Raw genomic sequence first — 22,775 nt, forward strand, 5'->3', positions numbered from 1 at the left:
TTAACATCGCGCCATCACATTGATATCACTTTGCCGTTTCGAGGGACCGAACAGACCATCCGCACGCTAATGCAATGGTCGTTTACGCCACGCTTTGGACCTTCTGACCCAAGCGCGCATTTATCCCCTTATGACGTATTCGCTCTGCAAACGCCCCCAGCGTCTGCCGTGTCGGGACGGCTGTGTCTGTGAATTGCTCACCCACCCTTATCGTTCGCAACGAGACCTTTTGACATGGACGTTCGCCACTACGCCTTCCTCGCTGGCCAGCCCTCTGCTGCGGTCAAAAACCGTGAGCATTTCTGGGGCATGCCCAAGCGTGGTTTGGCGTTTTTGTTGGCCAACGTCATGTTCTGGCAACCGATGTGGGCGCAGGCCGACGGCATCGTGGTGGCCACGCCGGGCACCAGCCTCGGGCAGGCGGGCAACGGTGTGCCGATTGTCCAGATCGCTACGCCCAACGGCAGCGGCCTGTCGCATAACCAGTTTCACGATTACAACGTCGGCACCCAGGGCGTGATCCTCAACAACGTCGCCAACCAGACCGGCGCGACGCAATTGGGCGGGATCATTATCGGCAACCCGAACCTGACCAACGGGGTCGCGGCACAAACCATCCTCAACGAAGTGGTTGGCGGCAGCCCGAGTCAGTTGCGCGGTTACACCGAAGTGGCGGGGCAGTCGGCGCGGGTGATCGTCGCTAACCCCTACGGCATCAGCTGCAACGGCTGCGGCTTCATCAACACCCCGCGCGTGACCTTGACCACCGGCAAACCGGTGCTGGACAACGGTCGGCTGGATCGCTTCCAGGTCGACCAGGGCAGCGTCGCCATCGACGGCGCCGGGCTGAATGCCAGCAACGTCGACCGCTTCGAAATCATCACCCGCAGCGCCAAGATCAACGCCGAGATTCAGGCCAGGAACCTGACCATCGTTGCCGGTCGCAACGACGTCAACGCCGACAGCCTCAACGCCACCGCCCGTGCCAATGACGGCAGCGCCAAACCGCAACTGGCCATCGACTCTTCGGCCCTCGGTGGCATGTACGCCGGGGCGATCAAACTGGTCGGTACCGAGGCCGGGGTCGGGGTGAAACTCGACGGCAAACTGATCGCCAGCGGTGGCGATATCCAGCTGGATGCCAACGGGCACTTGAGTCTGGTCGACACCTCGGCCACGAACGGCGCAGTCAATGTCAAAGCCGCCAGCCTCGATGCGCGCGGCCCGGTCTACGCCGGCACGGCCGTCAACGTGCAAACCCAAGGCAACCTGACCAACCAGCAAACCCTCGCCGCCAGAGACAGCATCACCCTGAGCGCCGGCGGTGTACTGACCAACAACGGCGTCATCGAGGCCGGAGTCAACGCCGACACCAGCCGCAACGCCACGGGCGATGTGAGCCTGAGCGCACAGAACCTCAACAACAGCGGCAAAAGCGTTATCGCTAGCCGTAATCTGACGGTCAACACCAGTCAGACCCTGAGCAACCAAGGCGGCACGCTGAGCGCCGCGCAAACAGCCAACATCACCGCCGGGACCCTGGACAACCAGAACAATGGCCGGGTGTTGAGCAGCGGCACGCTGAACGTAACGGCCAATCAGGTCCTTAACACCAAGGGGGTGATCAACAGCACGGGCAATTTGACGGGCACGATTGCTCAGTTGAACAACAGCAATGGCGAGATTTCCAGTGCCGGCATCACCCGGCTCAACGCGACCACACTGAACAACCGCAGTGGTCAGGTCCTGGGCGACCTGGGTTTGAATATCGACCTCAGCGGCGCCCTGGATAACCGCGACGGTGTATTGGGTTCGGGCAGGAGCGTGGATCTCAAAGCCGCCAGCCTCGACAACCGCGACGCCGGGGTGGTGGTCAGCGACGGCAGCCTCACCGCGCGCATCAGCGATTTGCTGGATAACCAGAACGCGGGTGAAATCAGCGCCAAGGGCGCCATCGATGTACGCACGGGCAAACTCGACAACCGCGGTGGCACAGTCAGCGGTAAAGACACGCTGACTTTGATCAGCGATTCTGCTGATAACCGCGGTGGGGTGATCCAGACCGACAAACAGCTGAAATTGCAAGTTGGCCAACTGGATAACCGTGACAAAGGCTTGATCAGTGGCAAGGCCGGTATCTCCTATGACGGTACTCGCCTGGACAACAGTGGCGGCTTGCTCAGTGCTGTCGGCCCGGTCACCCTCGACGCCGATGAAGTGCAAAACGCGGCCGGGCGGATCTCCAGCCAAGGTGACCTCACCGCCACCATTGGCCTGCTGCAACAACAAGGCGGGGCATTGGTCGCCCAAGGCAACCTGAGCCTGACCGGCACAACCCTCGATAACAGCAATGGCGGCCTGATCGGCACCACCAAAGCGCTGACCCTGAAGGTCGACGACATCGATAATCGTGCAGGCGAACTCTCCAGCAGCCTGTTGCTGAACATCAAAGGTCAGCGCCTGGATAACAGCGAAGGCGGGAAAATACTGGCCGCTACCGATTTGCAAATGGTCGTTGCCAAACTGATCAACCAGAATAAAGGCCTGATCGTCGCCAAGGGTGCGACGACGTTGACCGGTACCACGCTGGACAATACCGGCGGCACCTTCGACAGCCTCAAGGATTTGGTGATCACCCTCGACGATGCCTTGCTCAATGGCCAAGGGCTGATCAGCAGCGAAGGAGCGTTGACCGTCAACGCGGCCAGCCTCGACAACAGCGCCGGCAGCCTGGGCAGTGCCGGTGCGTTGTCTGTCACCAGTCGTGGCGCCTTGCTCAATCTGGGCGGTTCGATCAGCACCGACAACACCCTGACCCTTGACAGCGTTAGCCTGGATAACAGCCAGAAAGGCCTGATATCCGGCAAAGACACCACCCAAGTCATCACCGGCAACGTTGATAACAGTCAGGGCGGTCGCCTCATCAGCGGCGCCACCCTGGAGCTCACCGCCAAGCAGGTCAATAACGCCACCGGACGCATTGCCAGCCAGCAAGCGTTGACCGCCTCGGTTACCGGGCTCGACCAGCAGGGCGGTGAACTGTTCAGTCAAGCCAGCGTGAGCCTGGACCTGAACAACGGTCAACTGAACAACCAAGGTGGTCTGATCAACGCGCCGTTGCTGATGTTGAAAAACCTCAAGGACGTCAACAACCAGAGCGGTGAAATCTCCAGCGCTCAAGCCTTCAAACTGGCCGCTCAGAACCTGGACAACAGTAACGGCAAGTTGCTGAGCAATCAGGGTCTGACCCTGCGCATCGCACAAGCCCTGAACAACCTCAAAGGCGTGATTTCCGCCGCGTCCCTCGATAGCCACAGCGACAGCCTCAACAACAGTGAAGGCTTGATCAGCAGCCGTGGCCGGCTGGAACTCACCACCGACAACACGCTGGATAACCAAAAAGGCGCGGTCATCGCTGACGGTGAACTGTTGCTCACCGCCGACACCCTGGACAACTTTGGCGGCGACGTTGCCGGCAAGGCCGACGCCACCGTTCAGGCCAAAACCCTGAATAACCAGAAAGGCAAATTGATCGCCACCGGTGTGCTCAAGCTGACCGCCGATACCCTCGACAACCGCGAAAAAGGTCTGCTGGGTTCCACCAAAGCCATGACCCTGACGGTCGATGACCTCGATAACCGTGGCGGTGAAATCAGCACCAACGCCGATTTGTCGGTCACCGGTACAAAACTCGACAGCAGCGATGGCGGTCAGGTTTTTACCGGTCAGGCGCTGACCCTTACCGTGGACCAATTGCTCAACCGCAACAAAGGCCTGCTTAGCGCCACCACCGCGCTGAACCTGCAAGGGCGTTTGCTGGATAACAGCGGCGGCAATCTGCTCAGCGTGCAGAACATGCACTTGAACCTGACCGGCGCGTTCGACAACAGCCTGGGCCAGGTCAGCAGCGAAGGTGCGCTGACCGTCAAAACCACGCAACTGACCAACACCCAGGGCAGTCTTTCCAGCGCAGCCGATCTGAAGCTCACCAGCGACGGCAGCGTCAGCAACCAAGGCGGTACTGTGGTCACCGATGGCGCGCTCACGCTCATCAGCGCCAGCCTCGACAACCACGAGCAAGGCAACATCAGCGGCAAAGGCGCGGTGACGGTCACCACCGGCGCGTTCGATAACAGCCAAGGCGGCCGACTCAACAGCGCCAGTACCCTGAACCTCGTCGCGGGCCAGGTCACCAACCAGGACGACGGCCGTATCGGCAGCCAAGGCGCCTTGACCGCTTCGGTCACCGGGCTGGATCAGCAGGGCGGCAAGTTGTTCAGCAACACCAGCCTCAGCCTGGACCTGAACAACGGCCAACTGAATAACCAGAACGGCCTGATCAATGCTCCCGGTACCTTGCTGCTCAAACAACTCAAGGGCGTCAACAATCAGGGCGGTGAAATCTCCAGCGCCGAAGCCTTCACGCTGACGGCGCAAAGCTTGGACAACAGCAATGGCAAATTACTGAGCAATCAGGGCCTGACCCTGCGCATCGCCAACGCGCTGGACAACGTCAAAGGCCTGATCGGCGCGGCGTCCCTCGACGTGCGTGCCGCCAGCCTGAACAACAGCGGCGGCAGCCTGACCAGTCGCGGCGATCTCGAACTGACCGTGGATGGTTTGTTGCGCAACGATGCCAAGGGTCTGATCAACGCGGCCAAGCTACTCAAAATCGGTAGCGCCGAATTCAATAACCAGAGCGGCACGGTGCTTGGCTCCAGCGCCGTCATCCTCAATGCCATGGCGCTGAACAACCGCGATAGCGGGTTGATCAACAGCCAGGGCAAACTGACCCTGACCGCCACTAGCCTGGACTCCAGCAACGATGGCGAAGTCTCGGCCAAGGGCGATATCGGCCTGACCCTGACGTCCCTGACCCAAGACGGCGGTCGCCTGCTTGGCGAAAAAGCCGTCACCGTGGAGCTGGCCAACGGCGATTTCGACAATCGCAACGGCGTGCTCACGGCCAAGGGGCCACTGACCCTCAAGCGCCTGCGCGATCTCAACAACCAGAACGGGGAAATCTCCAGCAACCTCGGTTTCGATGTGATTGCCCGCGCCGTGGATAACAGCGCTGGCAAGCTGATCAGCAGTCAGCTACTGACGGTCAACGGCACCAGCCTGATCAACCAGAAGGGACTGATCTCCGGTTGGCAGGGCCTGACCGTCAATGGTGACAGCCTCGATAACCGCGATAACGGCACACTCTCGAGTCGCAACGGTGATGTTGCCGTGGACCTCAAGGGCGCCTTGCTCAACAGCAATGCCGGGGCATTGGTCAGCCAGGGCAGCCTGAGCGTCAAATCAAAGAGTCTGGACAACAGTAACAAAGGCATCCTCAGCAGCGCGGCAGGACAGACCCTTACCTTGGGCGAGTCTCTCAACAACAACCAGGGTGGCTTGATCGACAGCGGCGCCACACTGAATATCACCGCCGGCGCATTGAGCAACGCGGGCGGCACGATCGACGCGCAAGAGGTGATCAATGTCACGGGCACGGGCCTGGACAACACGGCCGGGAGCATCGCCGGTAATGGCGCAGTGACGCTGGATCTGCTCGGCAACGCATTGACCAATACCAGCGGCAAACTGGTCGGCGCCGGTCCGGTGCTGATCAAGGGCGTTACCGACCTCGCTAACCAGAACGGCCAACTCGCCAGCCAAAGCACGCTGACCCTTCTGACCGGTTCGTTGGACAACAGCAACAACGGCACCATCGCCGCCAAGGACGCTTTGCAGATCACCGCCAGCGGCGCGGTACGCAACAACACCAATGGTTTGATCTACAGCCAGAACGCCGGCCTGAACTTACAAGCAGCCAGCCTGGCCAACGGCAAAGGCGCGATTCAGAGCCAGAATGGCTTGACCCTCGACGTCAGCGGCGACCTCGATAACCAGAGCGGCAAAGTCATTGCCCAAGACGGTGTCGTGAAGGTCGACGCCGCCAACATCGACAACCGTGGCGGCGTGCTGTCGAGCATCAAAGGCGCCCTCGAAGCGCGAGCCGTCGGCGTGTTGCGCAACGGTTACGACCTCAACAACAACCGCCAGGGCGGAATCATTCAAGCCCAGGGTCTGACGCTGTCGGCACTGGCCGGCCTGGACAACAACGGCGGGCGGATCTCGGCGCAAGCCACTGACGCGAGCATCACCACCGCCGCGTTCGACAACCGCAATGGCGTGCTCTACGCCAAGGGCCTGGTCGGCGTGACCGGCACCAGTCTGGACAACGGTAATGGGCAGATTGCCGGTAACCGCATCGACCTCAGCCTCAGCGGCGCCCTGAGCAACCGTGCCGGTATCGTTGAAAGCGACACCACGCTGACCGTCAAAGCGGCTAGCGTCGATAACCAGACGGGCCGGCTTCGCTCCCTGGGCAATGCCGGCAAGACCAGCTTCCAGATTGGTGGTTTGCTGGATAACCGTAATGGCGTGCTCGAGACCGCCAACACCGACATGACCCTGGCCGTTGGCAGCTTTCTGAATGCCGGAGGCCAACTCAATCATGTGGGGCGCGGCAAGTTTGATATCTCCACCGCCAACGTCATTGGCGCCGGGGGCAGCATCACTACCGGCGGCACGCTGGATCTGAATGCTGATACCTGGATCAACTCCAGCGTCATCCAGGCCGGGCGCTTGAACGTCAACGTCGGTAACTTCAGTCAGACCGCCAGTGGCAAGCTGTTGGCCTCTGACTACTTACAAGCTCGTGGTGGTAACTGGACCAACGATGGGTTGATTGCCAGCGATGGCGTCGTGGATATGCAGTTGGGCGGCAGTTACAGCGGCAACGGGCGGATGTCGAGTGTTGGCGGCATTTACCTGACGGCGGCGCAGCTAAACCTGACTGCTGCCTCAAGCATTGCCGGTGGTGGTGACTCCACGATCAAAATCGGCGGACAGCTGACCAACGCCGGGCGGTTGACTTCCAACGCCGGCCTGACCGTCGAAGCCGGCAGTCTTGTCAACTACGGAACGCTGGGTTCCGCTCAAAACCTCGACCTCAAAACTCCGTCGCTGCTCAACGATCGCGGGCTGATTTTCAGCGGCGCGGACATGACGCTGAGCGTTGGCAACTTCACTAACCAGAACGGTGATTTGTACGGTCTGGGCAATGTCGTCGTCAAAGGATTCGGCGGGGCGGCCCAAGCCACCCAAGTCTCAAACATCTCCGGTTCCATGGAGAGCGGCGGCACGTTCACACTCAACGCTGGCTCCTTCGCCAACCGTACTTCGGGCGACGACGGTACCCAGAACTTTGGCCTGTCGCGTACCCTGGTTTCCGGTTTCCTTGCGGTGCAATGCGGCGATTGCAGTGGCGACCACTACGACGTCAATTACATTGCCCGGGAAGTCTTCGAAGGCGGGCAGGACAACGACACCACGGCCTCTGCCTTGTTGACCGCAGGGCGCGACTTTGTCTTCAACGGGGGCGATTTCCTCAATAGCAAAAGCACCGTCAGTGCGACCGGCAACATCACCATCAATGCCAACAACCTGAAAAATATTGGTGCCGTCAGCGGCAATATCGAACGCACGCGCATCTATCGGTCCGGCCGCGTCACCGACGGCACGGTCGGTCGTTTCATGCCGCAGGTGGTGGCATACAACCAGCGTAACAACCCGGATTTCCCGAACGTTTACTACATCGACGGTTCTGGAGGTTTTAGTTTAGGTACCGCTTCGTCTAGCAGCCGCCCGGAGGGTGGCCGGGAGGGTGGCAGGATCGAAATGGTCGTGGTCAAGGACACCGTCACGGATAAGTTGGTGACCAATACTCTCTCGGGTTATTCCTACGGCTCTACCAGCCCGCAATCCCAATACGATCGCAACAACCTGGTGGAACTGCCGACCGGTTTGCAGAACTACACCTTGGTCAGTGACATTGAAACGGCGCGTGATGGTGGAAGCGTCACCGCCGGACGTAATGCCGTCATCCAGGCCGGCGGCAACGTCTCGATCACGGCTGCCCAGGAACTGCAGAACAGTGTCATCCATCAGGACTACGGTTCCACCGGTGGCACCAATAAAGTCGCGGATACCAAGGCCAGCGGTACCGGCACCACGGTCATAAGGCTCAATAGTCAACTGCCCCCCGATCTTGCCCAGCAGCAAGTCAACCCGCTGACATTACCGGGCTTCAGTCTTCCCACCGGGGAGAACGGCCTGTTTCGGCTGAGTACTCAGGACACGAGTGATCTGGCGCCGGTTGCAGGCACAGTGCATCCGCCGGGTTGGACGGTGGGCGGTGAAAGCGTCAGCACCCAGAGACACGTGACCGCCGCTTCCAGCGGTGGTCCGCGCAGCTTGCTGGTAGACGCCCCGGCGGCCGTCTCCAGCAGTGACCGCGCCGTACTCCCTGCCAGGCGCACACCGACGGTGACTGCGGGCGTTGCCAGCACACTCGACGCTTCCGTGACCTCGGTCGGTCCCCGCACGGGTGGACGCGGCGACGACATCAAGACCTCGGTCGACAGTCGTCCCGTGACTCGCGTCACCGGTCTGCCGGACGTGAAAGCGCCGGCCAACGGCCACAAATACCTGATCGAAACCAATCCGGTACTCACCAACCTCAAGCAGTTCATGAGTTCGGATTACCTGCTGGGTAACCTCGGCTACGATTCGGACACCAGCGCCAAACGCTTGGGCGACGGCCTCTACGAACAGCGCCTGATCCAGCAAGCGGTCGTCGCTCGCACCGGCCAGCGCTACATCGACGGCCAGACCACCGACGAAGGCCTGTTCAAGTACTTGATGAACAACGCCATTGCCAGCAAGGACGCACTCAATCTGTCGATGGGTGTCAGCCTCACCTCGCAACAAGTCGCGGCCCTGACCCACGACATCGTCTGGCTCGAAGAGCACGAAGTGAACGGCGAGAAAGTGCTGGTGCCGGTGCTGTATCTGGCGCAGGCAGAAGGTCGCCTTGGCCCGACCGGTGCGCTGATTGCGGGCAACGACGTAACGCTGATCGCCGGTCGGAATCTGGATAACGTCGGGACGTTGCGTGCGACCAATAACCTGTCGGCGACGGCGGGTAAGGACTTGGTAAACAGCGGGCTGATTCAGGCGGGTAATCGTCTGGATGTGCTGGCGGGTAATGACGTCATCAACAAGTCGGGTGGCATTCTTGCTGGTCGCGATGTGAGTGTGACGGCGACCAGAGGTGATGTGCTCAACGAGCGGACCATCACGTCGTCAGACCGCAGCACCCGTTTTGGCACCCAGCATCACGACTACGCCAATAACGCAGCGCGTATTGAGGCCGCCAACGATCTTGGTGTATGGGCAGGTAAGGACATCAATATTGCCGGAGGTGTACTGCAAAGCGGTCGTGACATGAATCTGAATGCAGGTCGGGACGTCAACGTTTCATCTGTGCAAGTCACCAATAGTTTGGTCCAGGACAGCAAACATAATCGCAGCGACATCACTCAGTTAGGTGCAAGCCTGAGTGCCGGGCGCGATCTGTCGGCCCAAGCAGGACGTGATATCACCGCTATTGCTAGCCAGATTGAAGCCAAGCGCGATATCGCCATGTCTGCGACCGAAAATCTGATCATCAGCTCTGCGGCGGATGAAGAACATTCTTTGTCCAAAAGCAAAAAACTCACGGTACAGGAAGATCATGTCAGCCAAGTCATGACTGACATCACGGCAGGTGGCAGTGTGTCGTTGAATGCAGGCAAGGATTTGGCACTGATCTCCAGTCGTATTAGCGCGGGCGATGAAGCCTACTTGGTGGCCGGGAACAATATTGACTTATTGGCGGCTCAAGACACGGACTATTCGTTATACGACAAAAAGAAAAAGGGGAGCTGGGGCAAAAAACAAACAAAGCGTGATGAAGTCACCAAAGTCACAAACATCGGCAGCCAGATAACGACCAATAGTGACTTGACGCTGATTAGTGGCGGCGACCAGCGTTATCAAGCAGCGAAGCTTAATAGTGGCAATGATCTGATCCTACAAAGTGGCGGCTCCATTACCTTTGAAGCGGTTAAGGATCTTAGTCAGGAGAGTCACGAAAAGAGCAATACGAGCCTGGCCTGGAACTCGATGAAGGGTAAAGGCCATACAGATGAAACCTTGCGACAGACCCAGTTGGTTGCCCAAGGTGACCTGATTATAAAAGCGGTTGACGGCCTGCATGTGGACGTCAAGCAAATCAATCAGCAAACCGTAAGCCAGACCATTGATGCAATGGTCAAGGCAGATCCGCAGCTGGCCTGGCTCAAAGAGGCCGAGAAGCGCGGAGATGTAGATTGGCGGCAAGTGAAGGAAGTCCATGAGTCCTTCAAATACAGCAATTCCAGTCTTGGCCAAGGGGCGATGCTGGCAATTGTCATCATTGTGACGGTACTGACGGCAGGGGCAGCGTCGGGTGTCGCCGGTGCTGCGGCAAGTTCGGCAAGCAGTGCTGCAGCGGCTGCTGGCGCATCGGCAAGCACAGCCTCTGCGTTGGGAACCGTTGCGGGGTACGCCGCTTCTGCGGGATTCCAGGCTGCCGTCAGTCAAGCAGCCATCAGTACGGTCAACAACAAAGGCAACTTGTTCGCTGTGACCCAGGAGATGTTGTCCGCTGAATCGTTGAAGGCAATAGCACAGGCGACACTCACAGGAGCACTTGCGGGGAACAGTATCCCAATCCGAATGGTAGTAACGGCGGGATTGAAAGGGGGCAGTTTCAAAGACAACTTGGTCGAGGGCGGGATTGAGTTAGCGGCGAACTATCTGACTGCGTCGCTCTATCAATCTATCGGCGACAAGCTGATTTTTGAGGGGCTCCCCACGAAAATTGCCGTCCATGCCCTGGTGGGAGGATTGATTGCCGAGGCGGCAGGTGGCGACTTCCGAACAGCCGCTCTGGCAGCAGGCGCTAACGAAGCTTTTGTGAGCGCGGTAGGGGAAAAAGTCTTTCCGGGGCCGGTACACGAACAAGTCTTGGCGATGACTTCGCAGTTGCTCGGCATGACTATCGCCGCGGCGGCTGGAGGAAGCGAGAAAGATCAAGAGGTTGCCGGCTGGGTAACGGGTCAAGCTACAGCCAATAACTATTTAGGGCACGTCGAAGTCGAGAAACTCGAAGGCGAGCTGATTGGCTGCCGCTACAACCCTGATCCAGCTGCCTGCCGAGCAAATGTAAAAAGCAAATACCAAGTAATTAGTGACAGCAAAACCGGCGTATCGCTCTACGATTGCAAAAAAAGCGGGGAAACGGCGTGTGCAGATCAACTTGCGGATGCTCAATCCGGCTCTGCGTCCTTGGACTGGCTGCTTGGAACTTCCAAATTAAGCTCTGAAGAACGGGATATTATTGAGCACTTCCAAGACATCAATCACGCCGACGACCGTGTGGCCTATGACCCCTGGAAACAAACATTCTGGCAGGAGTCCGGTGCCGCAGGTGGTGTGCTGGGTGGCATCTCGGGAGGCATAGGTGCAGCAGACAAAGCCGCTGCAGCCTATGCTTATGCTGAAGGGAAGCTTTCGGTTGACCTGATAGATGCCACGATGCAGCCATTCAAGGCGGGTCAGGTTATTTCCAACGCCGGTCGGGCGGTCACAAAGCATCCGGAGTATTTTGGCTTTGAGGATACGGCAGCACTGCGTAAGGTTTACAGGAGTGATGCTCAATTGAATGAGCTTGCAGAAAATTCGATTAGAGATGTTCTACGAGGCGGGGTCAAAACCACTGGTGTGAGTGGGAGGTATCCAGCTGGATGGGTGACCTACACATTGCCGAACGGCAGGGCGGCGAGTTGGGGGCTGGATGGGAAATTTATCGGCTTCCGTGGAGTCAAGAACTGATGAAACAGCTCGAATTTGAAAAAGTAGGGGATATAAATAGTTTTTTTCCTTACTTGTGTGTTTGTTTTAAAGGCGAAAATGAGCCTTTTATGGATGTCGGGATTTCTGAGAAAGGGGTCATTGAATTTACCTTTTATCCGAGCAAAAAAAATGTGGTGTTAAGCATTTCTCAATGGGAAGAGCTATCTGCCCGCGCCCAAGTTTTTCTAATAGCTGAATTAAGGAATAAAGAATTCGAATAGAGGAAGAGAAAGGGGGCGGATTTATTTGTCTGGTTTGTCCAGAAAATAAATCTGTCCCCTTATTACAATTCCCTTATTACACCCAGAGGTAAACTCTGTAAGCGCAGCTCCTTGGTTTGGAAAGCCTGGAATGGGGACTCAGTACCAATTGCCTATGAGCATTGATGAGTTGGTAGGGTAAACGGGGACAGACCACGTTTTTCTGAAGTCGGGCCGTGCTCTTTCGATTTAAAAGTGGTCTGTCCCCGATTTTCCCAAGCGCGACATCGCGATGGCTGCGACCGAGAACATGATCATCAGCTCTGCCGCGGATGAGGAACACTCCCTGTCCAAGAGCAAAAAGCTCACAAGGCAGGAAGATCACGTCAGCCAGGTCATGTCGGGTATCACGGCCGGCGGCGATGTGGCATTGAGTGCCGGTGATAATCTCGCCGTGGTCTCCAGCGGCATTACCGCGGGCGACGAGGCGTATCTGGTAGCGGGTGACAACCTCGACATTCTCGCCGCGCAAGACAGCGACTACTCGCTATACGACAAGAAGAAAAAAGGCTCCTTCGGCTCGAAGAAAACCAAGCGCGATGAAGTCACCGATGTGAAGAACATCGGCAGCGAAATCACCTCCGGCGGCAATATGGTGCTCGCCAGTGGCGGCGATCAACATTACCAGGCTGCCAAGCTCGACAGCGGTAATGACCTGACCATTAGCAGTGGAGGCGCGATCACGTTTGAGGGCGTGAAGGACCTGCATCAGGAGAGCCACGAGAAAAGTGATACCAGCCTGTCCTGGAACTCAATGTCGGGCAAAGGCAATACCGACGAGACCCTGCGGCAAAGTCAATTGGTGGCTCAGGGCGATCCATCAAAGCCGTGGATGGTCTGAACATCGATATTAAACAGATCAACCAGAAATCGGTCAGCCAGACCATCGATGCAATGGTGCAGGCAGATCCGCAACTTGCGTGGCTCAAGGAAGCGGAGAAGCGCGGTGATGTGGACTGGCGTCTGATCAAGGAAACCCACGAGTCGTTCAAATACAGCAGTTCGAGCCTCGGTCAGGGCGCGATGTTGGCGATCATTATTATTGTCACTGTGTTGACAGCCGGGGCGGCAAGCGCTGCGGTGGCTTCTGCCAGTACCGCGATGGGAGCCACTGCCGGTGGAACCATGGCAGCCGCTTCTGCAGCCACCGCAGCAACAGCCACTGCTGCTGCCACTTCGGCTACTGCCGCTGGACTGGGTAATGTGATTGCGACGGGCGTTTTGACCTCCATGGCAAGCACCGCGGCCGTCAGCACGATCAACAACAAAGGCAATATAGGAGCAACCTTCAAAGACGTCTTCTCTTCTGAAAACCTCAAAGGTTATGTGCTTGCAGGTGCCACCGCAGGCATTGCAGCACAATTCGGCTTTAACCCTACGAAGTTGACGTTCGACTCGGCGGGTATCAAGGCCGTAGCCATTAAGATTGCAGCCGACACGGTTGCCAAGACGGCAATTATGGGCGGTAGCCTGACGGATAATCTGGTCGACGCGACGCTGGGGGCCGGGATCAGTATTGCCGGAGCAATCGGGGCCAATAAAATTGGCGATGTAACCCTGTTTGAAAACGGCAAGTTGACGAAACTCGCGATGCACGCTGCTCTCGGCGGCCTGATGGCTGAGGCCATGGGGGGCGACTTCCGTACGGGGGCTCTGGCTGCGGGGGCAAATGAAGCGGTTGTGGACTTCTTGGCTGACAAGTTGTTACCGGTCGGGGTCGACAAAAATAGCCTTGAGTACCAACAAGGGGTTAGTAAGCTGCTGGCGGCGTCTCAACTGGTCGGCGTGTTGACGGCGGCCGTTACGGGAGGCGATGCGTCTGCCGCCGCTGCAGTGACGGCAAACGCAACGCAGTACAACAACCTCGACCACCCTTCTGCTGAACGGCTACTCAAAGAGCTTCAGGGCTGTCGGGCTACTGAGGGCTGTAGTGCGCAGAACATTCGCGAGATTGTTGCGCAATACGAAGACTTGTCCACCAAGCGTTCGATGGCTATCAATGCCTGTGACAGCAGGGCTTGTGTAGAGTCGATCCAGAAAAGTGCTGTTTTACTGGAAGCACCGGTGGCCAAGGATCTGATGGACTTCCTGCGGCGTAATATTTCCTACGATATGGCCGGGCTCCTTACTGGGAATCCAGGGGCAATTGCCGTTCCATCGCAGGGTGTTGATGGTTGGGGAGCGCTGTTTACTTCGGATAAGCAAATGGCTTTTGCGAAGAATCTCAAGGAAGGCTGGCTGACGCCTGCCGAGTTGGCCGGTGTCGATCAATGGGTCAAGGAGACCAGTTGGATGGACCAAGCCGCTGGACAGCCGCTTTCTCTGAACGAGCGAGCAACGCTGATGACTGAACTCCAGACGGCAGTAGGTATCTTGCTCATTGGTAAGAGCTCACCACCTTCGACATCTATCGAATTCGGGAAAAAACTCACACGGAATAGCTCAGGCCAAATTGAAGCTCAAACGACGCCTGCGGAAGCAATTAAAATGCTTGAATTCAATGGTTACACCAAGTCGTTTTCGAAGGATGGTACGGTATCAATTCTGGTGAAGGGGGATAGGACCTACAGGTTTTATCCAAAGTCAACATCAACGAACGAACCGACGGCATCGCTAGATATTGCCGGAATTAAAAAAACGATAGTCAAAATCAGGCTGAAAGGAGAGTGATATGACGGTGCATAAGCTTGAGTCAGAAGACTCTCGTCGTATAACGCAAGACTTATCAAACGTTGTTAATTTTGCGACAGACCTACCGGCCATGATTTTTCGTACAAGCGATTTTGAGTTTTGTTTTTTTGAAAGACCGTTAGTCAGTTTTTCAGATGTTTTGATTGAGCTGATTTCTGCGAGTTATGAAGACTTTTCATCAACTGTGTTTATAAGGTTTGGTGGAAGCTCGGAAAATACATGTTTTTTGTTGGACGGTGTTGATGTTGAGGGGGATGTGGAGTTCATAAATAAAGGATTTCGTGATTTTTTTGCAGGTGAGGTTGATTACCCAATGGTCATTGGGGATCTAGCATTTGACTGGCTAGCATTTGAGAGCGCACACGAAGAGTTTGGTGTGTTAGCAGTGAAATCCAGTCTTAATGTTTCATCGTTTTCCAAGGTGCTTAAGAAAAGCTTTATAAGCTCAAGAGATTTTCAGAAGCTTGCGGGTCAACATGCGGTGATGGATAAGATAGTTAAAGCATTTCACGGGTATTTTTGAAGTGTAACAGGCGACCCAGAGGCCGCCCATTTCCATTCACTCGAGAAAAGGGGACGGATTTATTTGTCTGGATTATCTAGGAAATAAATTTGCTGAAGTCTATCGCGAGCTTTTTAGAAGCGAGTTGGAGATAGGATTGGTTGACCAGATTCGGGCTGCCACCAATGGTAACTATGTACTTGGTAGTTCGCGATTTACTGCCGAAATCGAAGCTATGATTGGGCGACGGGCTCGGCGGGGCTGCCCGGGCAGACCGAAAAAGAATTCTATTTCTTAGATAGGAAACGTGGTTTTCCCCCATTTTTACTAGGGTTTTTACTTATTGTTAAGCCTTGTTCCTACGCACTTCCCTGGTTTTTTCAGCGATTCCCTTAGTGAACGAATTTCCTATGCGATTGTCGGGCGCCGGACGCAAAAACTGTGTATGGTTCGCGCCAAAATCTGTAGGACATTTCGCTATGTCCGTTACTTTCACTTAAAGGAATTAAGTATGCGGTTTTTTCGCGTGGCTTCGGTGTTGTCGTTGTGGGCGGCGGCGTTTTCGGTACAGGCCGAGCAACTGCCGATCGAAGTGCTGAGTGCGGTGGTCAAGGACCAGAAGATCGCCGACGCCGAGCTGCTGTTGCAGCGCAACGGTGCACAAAACGTGGTGGGTCGCACCAACGCTCAGGGCCAGGTTAGTCTGACCACTGAGTTTGCCGATGATGCCGGCAACCTGCTGATCATCAAGAAGCCCGGCTACTCCAATCTGGTGGTCAAGTGCCCGTGCAAGGGCATGACCTATGCCATCAGCCCGGTAATGCAGAACCTCGACGGTCTGCGCGTGGTGCTGACCTGGGGTGCGACGCCGTCGGACCTCGACTCCCACATGATCTTCCCCGGTAACAACATCTATTTCGAAAATCAGCACGGTGACGATGCCAATCTGGATGTCGACGACACCACCAGTTATGGCCCGGAAACCATCACCCTGGAGAAGAAACACTTCGGCGAAAGTTACGTCTACGCCGTGCATGATTTCAGCAACGGCAGCGAGTCGGGTTCGCGCGATCTCTCTAACAGCCAGGCCAAGGTGTTCGTGTACATGGGCCAGTCGCTGGTGCGCACTTACTACGTGCCGCAGAACCGCAGCGGCAACCTGTGGACCGTGTTCCGCATGACCGGCAACGGCGACTTCCAGGACATCAACAGCATTACGGGTGCCAGGGTCAATGCGGCAAACGTGTTGAACGAAGTGTCGCCGTTGCTGGATGACAGCGTTGCCCTGACGGCGGTGGCGGTCAGCGCTTCGGCACAGGCCGATGCGAAAGGCCTGAACACCAAAGGCGAAGCGGCCTACAAAACCGGTAACCTGCCGCTGGCAATCGACTTCTTCCGTCAGGCGATTGATCTGAATAACAGCTACGGTCAGGCCTACGGCAACCTGGGTCTGGCGTATCAGAAGGCCGGTAACACCGCCGAGTCGATCTGGGCCAACCGCAAGGCCATTGCCTTGGCCAGCGGCAATTCGGCCGCCACCGTGCGTGCCGGTTCCTACTACAACATTGCCCGTATCTATGAAGCGGCCGGTCAGTTTCCCGATGCCCTGCGTCATTACCAGTTAGCCAAGACGCAGAAGGCCAACCCGGTGTATGACACGGCCATCGAGCGCGTACAAAACCGTTGATCGCCTAGTGTTGATCTGACCCCCACAACGCGCCGCACTCCGGCGCGTTGTGCATTCATGGGTAGGTGAATCCAGGCCGGGCTCCATCTCCCTGTATCAACCCGGGCGGTAAACGGGGACACGTTTTTCTGAAGTCGGACTGTGCTCTTTCGATTTAAACGTGGTATCCCCTGTTTTTCTTCGGTTAGGGGTACACGTCACCAAGGGTAACCGTTTACCCAATCTATAAACCTTGAAGCAGGGGAGATGGATGGAGCTGAAGTATTACTATATTCCCGGGGGAAATCATCCTATTACAGGGGAGGTTCTATACAGGGCCGCGCTGGTTTCTTCTGGAGAGAATACCGAGCGGTATGAGCTCTATATTTGCACTGTGCTAAACGCGATTGCTCAGACACAAGAGGATTGTGATCGACTACTAGGCTGCATAACGTCGATCGAAGATGGTTCCGAAACATCAGAGGTCGGGGGGGGGAATGATGTTGAGCTGACCATGGACGCTTCAGGTGTACAGGTCGATATCCTGATCAACGACGACTGGGTCGGACAACCCGAGGGTAAATTTACCCTGCAGGAATGGCGTCTGGTACTGGAGCAGTGGAGGTATTTCCTTGGACTGTCTGAATCCTTGGAAACAGTAGTCACCGTGAAACTGTCGTAGAAAAAATCCAAACGCATCAGATTTATTTGTTCGCATAACGGGAAACGGGCAACCAACAGGTCGCCCATTTTCATTCACTCCGCAGCCAACGCCCGCAACCGCCTACCAATCACATCCATCAAATCACAACCATCGCGCAACGGTATGGCCAGCAGTTTTGCAAAGTCGGAAAGCACCACCGTATCGCAACCAATTTCAGCGCGAAACGCGATGTTTTCCAGCACCTGAGTAACGGTGCGAATGCGGTAGTCAGCCATGGCTTGCAGAACATCGAGTGGAGCTTGGGTGTCGATCAGCAGAGATGCCGGGATCAAGTCGATTCCGGTGAGGGGCATGTATCTATCCATAGGTGGAGCCTCGTTTAGTTTATTGAGACTGCCAACGAATCGTCGCCAAACGAAAAGGGTGGCAGCTGTACGCAGGTTGGCGAACCGGAAACGAGTAACCGGCAGACCCGGAGGTCTCCCGCGCACAACTGCCATAAAAAAGCAGTTTTGCGGATGCGGAGGCGCCTGCAAATAAGCAGACAGCTCTCGCACTCGTTAGTCAGGTCGCCAAACCCGGTCGCCATGTGGACGACGGGCGGACTATAAGCTCCATCGTTCCAGCGGTGCAAGGCGTCTGATTCCGAGGTTTACGTAGGACTTTGTCTGCACAGGCAGTCGTCTGCATGACATTCATCAAATCCCACGTCACCCACTCCCTACCGCTCATCGACCCCCACCCCCAAATGGATCCATTCATTGACGCCAGAATACTGGCCATCTAATATCGCGCCACTATTCTGCTATCACTCTCCATTCGAGGGATCGAACATGTACCCACCCGCCCTCGTGGCGAGGTTGTGCCTGGCTTTGCTGTGCCTTTCTCCGCTGAACCTTGCTCATGCCGCCCCCACTCCCGGTGAAACCGATCTGATCCGCGAACGTCAGGATCGCTTGCTCGAAGAGCAGCGTCGACGTCTCGAAGAGCTCAAGGAATTACCCGGCAAGGAAGCCAAACCCACGCCACCGACGGCCCCGGCCGACGCGCGTTGTTTCCCCATCAAGGACATCGAGCTCAAAGGCGCCGACAGTCTCTCGGACAGCGATAAACATCGTCTGCTCAAGCCTTACATCGGTCAGTGCCTAGGTGTCACACAGCTCAACGAGCTGCTGAAAGTCATCACCGATTACTACATCGAAAAAGGCTTGGTCACTAGCCGGGCCTATTTGCCGCAGCAGGATTTGTCTGGCGGGCATTTGAAGGTGCTGGTGGTCGAGGGCAGGCTCGAAGGGTTGAAGGGCGCGGAGGGCAGCCATCTGTCGGACCGTGAATTGGGCATGGCTTTCCCCGGCAAGAGCGGTGACTTGGTCAATCTGCGGGAAATCGAGCAGATGGTCGATCAGTTGAACCGCTTGCCGTCGAATCAGGCGCAGATGGAATTGTCGCCGGGCAAGAACGTTGGTGGCAGTGAAGTGCTGGTCAAGAACACCCCGCAAAAGCCGTGGCGTGCCGGGTTGTCCCGCAGTAATGACGGCCAGCGCAGCACCGGCGAGCAGCAGTGGGGCACGACATTTGATTGGGACAGCCCGCTCGGTTTGGCCGATCAGTTGATGCTGCGCGGCGGTCACGATGCGATGACCGATCACCAGCACACCTCCAACAACGCGATGCTCAATTACAGCGTGCCATGGGGCTGGTGGAATTTCAGTTACACCTACAGTCAGAGCGAATACCGCTCGCAAGCTCAGGCCAACGGTTTCAATTTCAAGCAGACCGGCGACAGTGAAAACCATCAGCTACGCGCCGAGCGGGTGATCCATCGCGACGCCCTGAGCAAGACCTCCCTCAGCACCGGCCTGTCGTACCTGCGCACCAACAACTTCATCGAAGACAGCAAACTCAAGCTGAGCAGCAACCGCATCAGCGAAGCGCAGTTCGGCATCAACCACGGTCGGCGGGTCGGCAGCGCGTTCGTCAACCTCGACCTGGGCATGCAGGAAGGCATCGGCGCGTTCGACGCTCAGGGCAACGGTCACCCGGGCCCCGGCGAGCCGGACGCGCGTTACCGCAAATACACCGCCACCGCGAGTTATTTGCAGCCGTTCAAGCTGTGGGGCGAGTCCTTCAGTTTCAGCAGCCTGATGACCGGCCAGCGCAGTGAAGACGTGCTGTTCAGCCCGCAGCGCACCAGCCTCGGCGGGCAGTCGTCGATCCGTGGCTACAAGGATCAATCCTTGTCCGGTGACAGCGGCGGCTACTGGCGCAACGACCTGCGCTGGAGCCGTCCGGTGACCCTGGAATGGCTGCGCCCGGTGTTCGCCGAATACGGCACCAGCCTCGGCTACGACCAGGGCGTGATCCGTGGCGATCGCTACAACGGCGATCAGCACGGGCGCATGTCCAGCAACTCGGTGGAGTTGTTTGCCCGGGGTCAGCATCTGGCCGCCAGCGTGACCTTCGCCCATTCCCTGGAACGCCCGGACACCCTGACCGAGCGTGAAGCGCCGATCTATTTCCGCGTGGATTTCTTCCTCTAGTTACGCCTCTTCGAGAACACTGACATGGACGTTCGCAACTACGCCTTCCTCGCTGGCCAGCCCTCTGCTGCGGTCAAAAACCGTGAGCATTTCTGGGGCATGCCCAAGCGCGGGTTGGCGTTCCTGTTAGCCAACGTCATGTTCTGGCAACCGATGTGGGCGCAGGCTGACGGCATTGTGGTGGCCTCGCCGGGCACCAGCCTCGGGCAGGCGGGCAACGGGGTACCGATTGTCCAGATCGCTACGCCCAACGGCAGCGGCCTGTCGCATAACCAGTTTCACGATTACAACGTCGGCACCCAGGGCGTGATCCTCAACAACGTCGCCAACCAGACCGGCACGACGCAATTGGGCGGGATCATCATCGGCAACCCGAACCTGACCAACGGAGTCGCCGCACAAACCATCCTCAACGAAGTGGTTGGCGGCAGCCCGAGTCAGTTGCGTGGTTACACCGAAGTGGCGGGGCAGTCGGCGCGCGTGATCGTCGCCAACCCTTATGGCATCAGTTGCAACGGCTGCGGCTTCATCAATACCCCTCGCGTGACCTTGACCACCGGTAAACCGGTGATGGATGGCGCGGGTCGGCTGGATCGTTTTCAGGTCGATCAGGGTAGTGTCGCCATCGACGGCGCCGGGCTGAATGCCAACAACGTCGACCGCTTCGAAATCATCACCCGCAGCGCCAAGATCAACGCCGAGATTCAGGCCAGGAACCTGACCATCGTTGCCGGTCGCAACGACGTCAACGCCGACAGCCTTAACGCCACCGCCCGCGCCGATGACGGCAGCGCCAAACCGCAATTGGCCATCGATTCCTCGGCCCTCGGCGGCATGTATGCGGGTGCGATCAAACTAGTCGGCACCGAAGCCGGCGTCGGGGTGAAACTCGACGGCAATCTGGCCGCCAGTGGCGGGGATATCCAACTCGATGCCAATGGGCATCTCAGCCTCGCGCAGACTTCTGCCACAGGGGCAGTGAACGTCAAAGCCGCCAGCCTCGATGCTCAGGGACCGGTCTACGCCGGCACCGCCGTCAACATTCAAACCCAGGGCAACCTGATCAACCAGCAAACCCTCGCCGCACGGGACAACATCACCTTGAGCGCCGGCGGTGTGCTGACCAACAACGGCATCATCGAAGCCGGAGTCAACGCCGACACCAACCGCAATGCCACGGGCGATATGAGCCTGAGTGCGCAGAACTCGACCTGAAAGCCGGCAACAACCTGGTCAACAAGGCCGGTGGCATCATCGCCGGCCGTGACGTCACGTTGACTGCCACCCGTGACGACGTGATCAACGAACGCACCGTCACCACTCACGAAAGCGGCAGCGGCTATCGCAACGAACGCACTGACTTCGTCGACAACGCCGCCCGCATCGAAGCCGGAAACACGCTCACCCTCAACGCCGGACGCGATATCAACAACGTTGGCGGCGTGCTGAAAAGCGGTGCTGATACCACGATCACTGCCGGTCGCGACGTCAACCTCACTTCAGCCGAACAGATCGTCAGTGGTGAGCGCGGTCGGCATCGTGATCAGACCATCACTCAATATGGCTCAGACATTGATGTAGGGCAGGACCTTAAGGTCAATGCCGGACGGGATATCACCGCTATCGCCAGTCAGATCGACGCCAAACGCGATGTGAACATGAGCGCTGTTGGCGATCTGACTCTGGCCTCGGCGGCGGATGAGCAGCACTCGTATAGCAAGAGTAAGAAGGTTACCAGTCAGGAAGATCATGTCAGTCAGGTGTCTAGCACGGTCAATGCCGGGGGCAATATTACCCTCAGCGCTGGCAAGGATCTGGATCTGATTGCCAGCCGGGTGAGTGCGGGGGATGAGGCCTATTTGTTTGCTGGCGATGATGTGAACCTGGAAACAGCGGATAACGTCGATTACTCCTATTACTCGAAAACCAAGAAGGGTTCATTCGGCAAGAAAAAGTCGACGATGACCGAAACCGACAGCGTCATGTCTGTCAGTTCGAGTGTCGAGGCAGGGAATAAGCTGGTGATCTCTGCCGGGCAGGATTTCAACGCCACAGGCGCCAAGCTGAACAGCGATGGGACATTGCTCGCTACCGCAGGCCGCGACATCAATCTTGATGCCGCCGAAGACTACGCAAGCCAGGCTAACGCATCGTCTAAAAAGGGATGGTCCTCCAGCAAGTCCAGCAGCTCGGAAGTCACGCAGACCCGCTTGAACAGTACTGAGCTGGTCGCAAAAAACATCGAGCTGAAAGCCGACAACGACATCTCGCTGACGGCCGCTGCACTGCGTGCTGAAGAGGCGGTGAAACTCACCGCCGGCAACGACGTATTGATTGGTGCGGGCGAGGAAACTCAAACAACCGAACAGGCGAAAAGCTCCAGCAAGGCCAGTGCAACGTTCACGGGTTTGCTGTCTTCCACACAAAAATCGCAACAAGGGAAAACGACCTCAACCCAAAGCATTGGCAGTGATATCAGTGGCGGCAGCATTCAAATCAAGAGTGGCCGTGACACTGTTGTTGAGGGCAGTACGCTGGTGGCCGACAAAAACATCGGCATTGATGCCGGTCGCAATCTAGAGATCACTAGCGCTGAAAATACCGAGACTTCGAGCTCAAA

8 protein-coding genes and 2 pseudogenes are annotated in these 22,775 nt (G+C 57.2%); 9 read left to right on the forward strand and 1 reads right to left on the reverse strand.

From position 1 onward, the window contains the following. Positions 1–234: 234 nt before the first annotated feature. From TU81_RS14365 to TU81_RS14390, 7 genes and pseudogenes are all read left to right on the forward strand, one after another. Positions 235–11,811, forward strand: a complete 11,577-nt coding sequence (locus TU81_RS14365; RefSeq protein WP_053078297.1) for a two-partner secretion domain-containing protein — start codon at positions 235–237, stop codon at positions 11,809–11,811. Continuing rightward, complete coding sequence (locus TU81_RS14370; RefSeq protein WP_048395720.1) at positions 11,811–12,053, forward strand: hypothetical protein; 243 nt, start codon at positions 11,811–11,813, stop codon at positions 12,051–12,053. Before TU81_RS14365 ends, TU81_RS14370 begins: the two co-directional genes overlap by 1 nt. A gap of 67 nt (positions 12,054–12,120) precedes the next feature. Beyond that, on the forward strand, positions 12,121–12,234 hold the full coding sequence (locus tag TU81_RS31125) for a glycohydrolase toxin TNT-related protein (protein ID WP_390176089.1): 114 nt from the start codon (positions 12,121–12,123) through the stop codon (positions 12,232–12,234). 75 nt (positions 12,235–12,309) lie between these two features. Continuing rightward, positions 12,310–14,762: pseudogene (locus TU81_RS29125) on the forward strand (DUF637 domain-containing protein); the annotation flags it as partial. A 1-nt stretch (position 14,763) separates the two neighbouring features. Continuing rightward, on the forward strand, positions 14,764–15,306 hold the full coding sequence (locus TU81_RS14380; protein WP_048395721.1) for a hypothetical protein: 543 nt from the start codon (positions 14,764–14,766) through the stop codon (positions 15,304–15,306). Positions 15,307–15,796: 490 nt separating this feature from the next. After that, positions 15,797–16,972, forward strand: coding sequence for a tetratricopeptide repeat protein (locus TU81_RS14385; protein WP_038982018.1), 1,176 nt, complete (start codon positions 15,797–15,799; stop codon positions 16,970–16,972). 250 nt (positions 16,973–17,222) lie between these two features. After that, the gene (locus TU81_RS14390; protein ID WP_038982019.1) at positions 17,223–17,633 is read left to right on the forward strand and encodes a hypothetical protein; all 411 of its coding nucleotides are present in this window, start codon (positions 17,223–17,225) and stop codon (positions 17,631–17,633) included. 74 nt (positions 17,634–17,707) lie between these two features. Here the strand turns inward: TU81_RS14390 and TU81_RS14395 are convergent, their stop codons facing one another. Then, positions 17,708–17,980, reverse strand: a complete 273-nt coding sequence (locus TU81_RS14395) for a hypothetical protein (protein WP_038982020.1) — start codon at positions 17,978–17,980, stop codon at positions 17,708–17,710. A 468-nt stretch (positions 17,981–18,448) separates the two neighbouring features. Here TU81_RS14395 and TU81_RS14400 point away from each other — a divergent pair, with 468 nt between their 5' ends. Together TU81_RS14400 and TU81_RS31280 are read left to right on the forward strand one after the other, a co-directional pair. After that, a complete protein-coding gene (locus TU81_RS14400; RefSeq protein ID WP_048395724.1) occupies positions 18,449–20,155 on the forward strand; it encodes a ShlB/FhaC/HecB family hemolysin secretion/activation protein in 1,707 nt (568 codons plus the stop codon). 24 nt (positions 20,156–20,179) lie between these two features. Further along, a pseudogene (locus TU81_RS31280) lies at positions 20,180–22,767 on the forward strand (two-partner secretion domain-containing protein); the annotation flags it as partial. Positions 22,768–22,775 lie beyond the last annotated feature (8 nt).

The organism is Pseudomonas lini (assembly GCF_001042905.1).
Taxonomy (GTDB): Bacteria; Pseudomonadota; Gammaproteobacteria; order Pseudomonadales; family Pseudomonadaceae; genus Aquipseudomonas; species Aquipseudomonas lini.

Bases quoted from the DNA above. Each gene is read 5' to 3' on its own strand.
- TU81_RS14365 (WP_053078297.1), top strand. From the start codon at position 235: ATGGACGTTCGCCACTACGCCTTCCTCGCTGGCCAGCCCTCTGCTGCG.
- TU81_RS14370 (WP_048395720.1), top strand. From the start codon at position 11,811: ATGAAACAGCTCGAATTTGAAAAAGTAGGGGATATAAATAGTTTTTTT.
- TU81_RS14380 (WP_048395721.1), top strand. From the start codon at position 14,764: ATGACGGTGCATAAGCTTGAGTCAGAAGACTCTCGTCGTATAACGCAA.
- TU81_RS14385 (WP_038982018.1), top strand. From the start codon at position 15,797: ATGCGGTTTTTTCGCGTGGCTTCGGTGTTGTCGTTGTGGGCGGCGGCG.
- TU81_RS14390 (WP_038982019.1), top strand. From the start codon at position 17,223: ATGGAGCTGAAGTATTACTATATTCCCGGGGGAAATCATCCTATTACA.
- TU81_RS14395 (WP_038982020.1), bottom strand. From the start codon at position 17,980: ATGGATAGATACATGCCCCTCACCGGAATCGACTTGATCCCGGCATCT.
- TU81_RS14400 (WP_048395724.1), top strand. From the start codon at position 18,449: ATGTACCCACCCGCCCTCGTGGCGAGGTTGTGCCTGGCTTTGCTGTGC.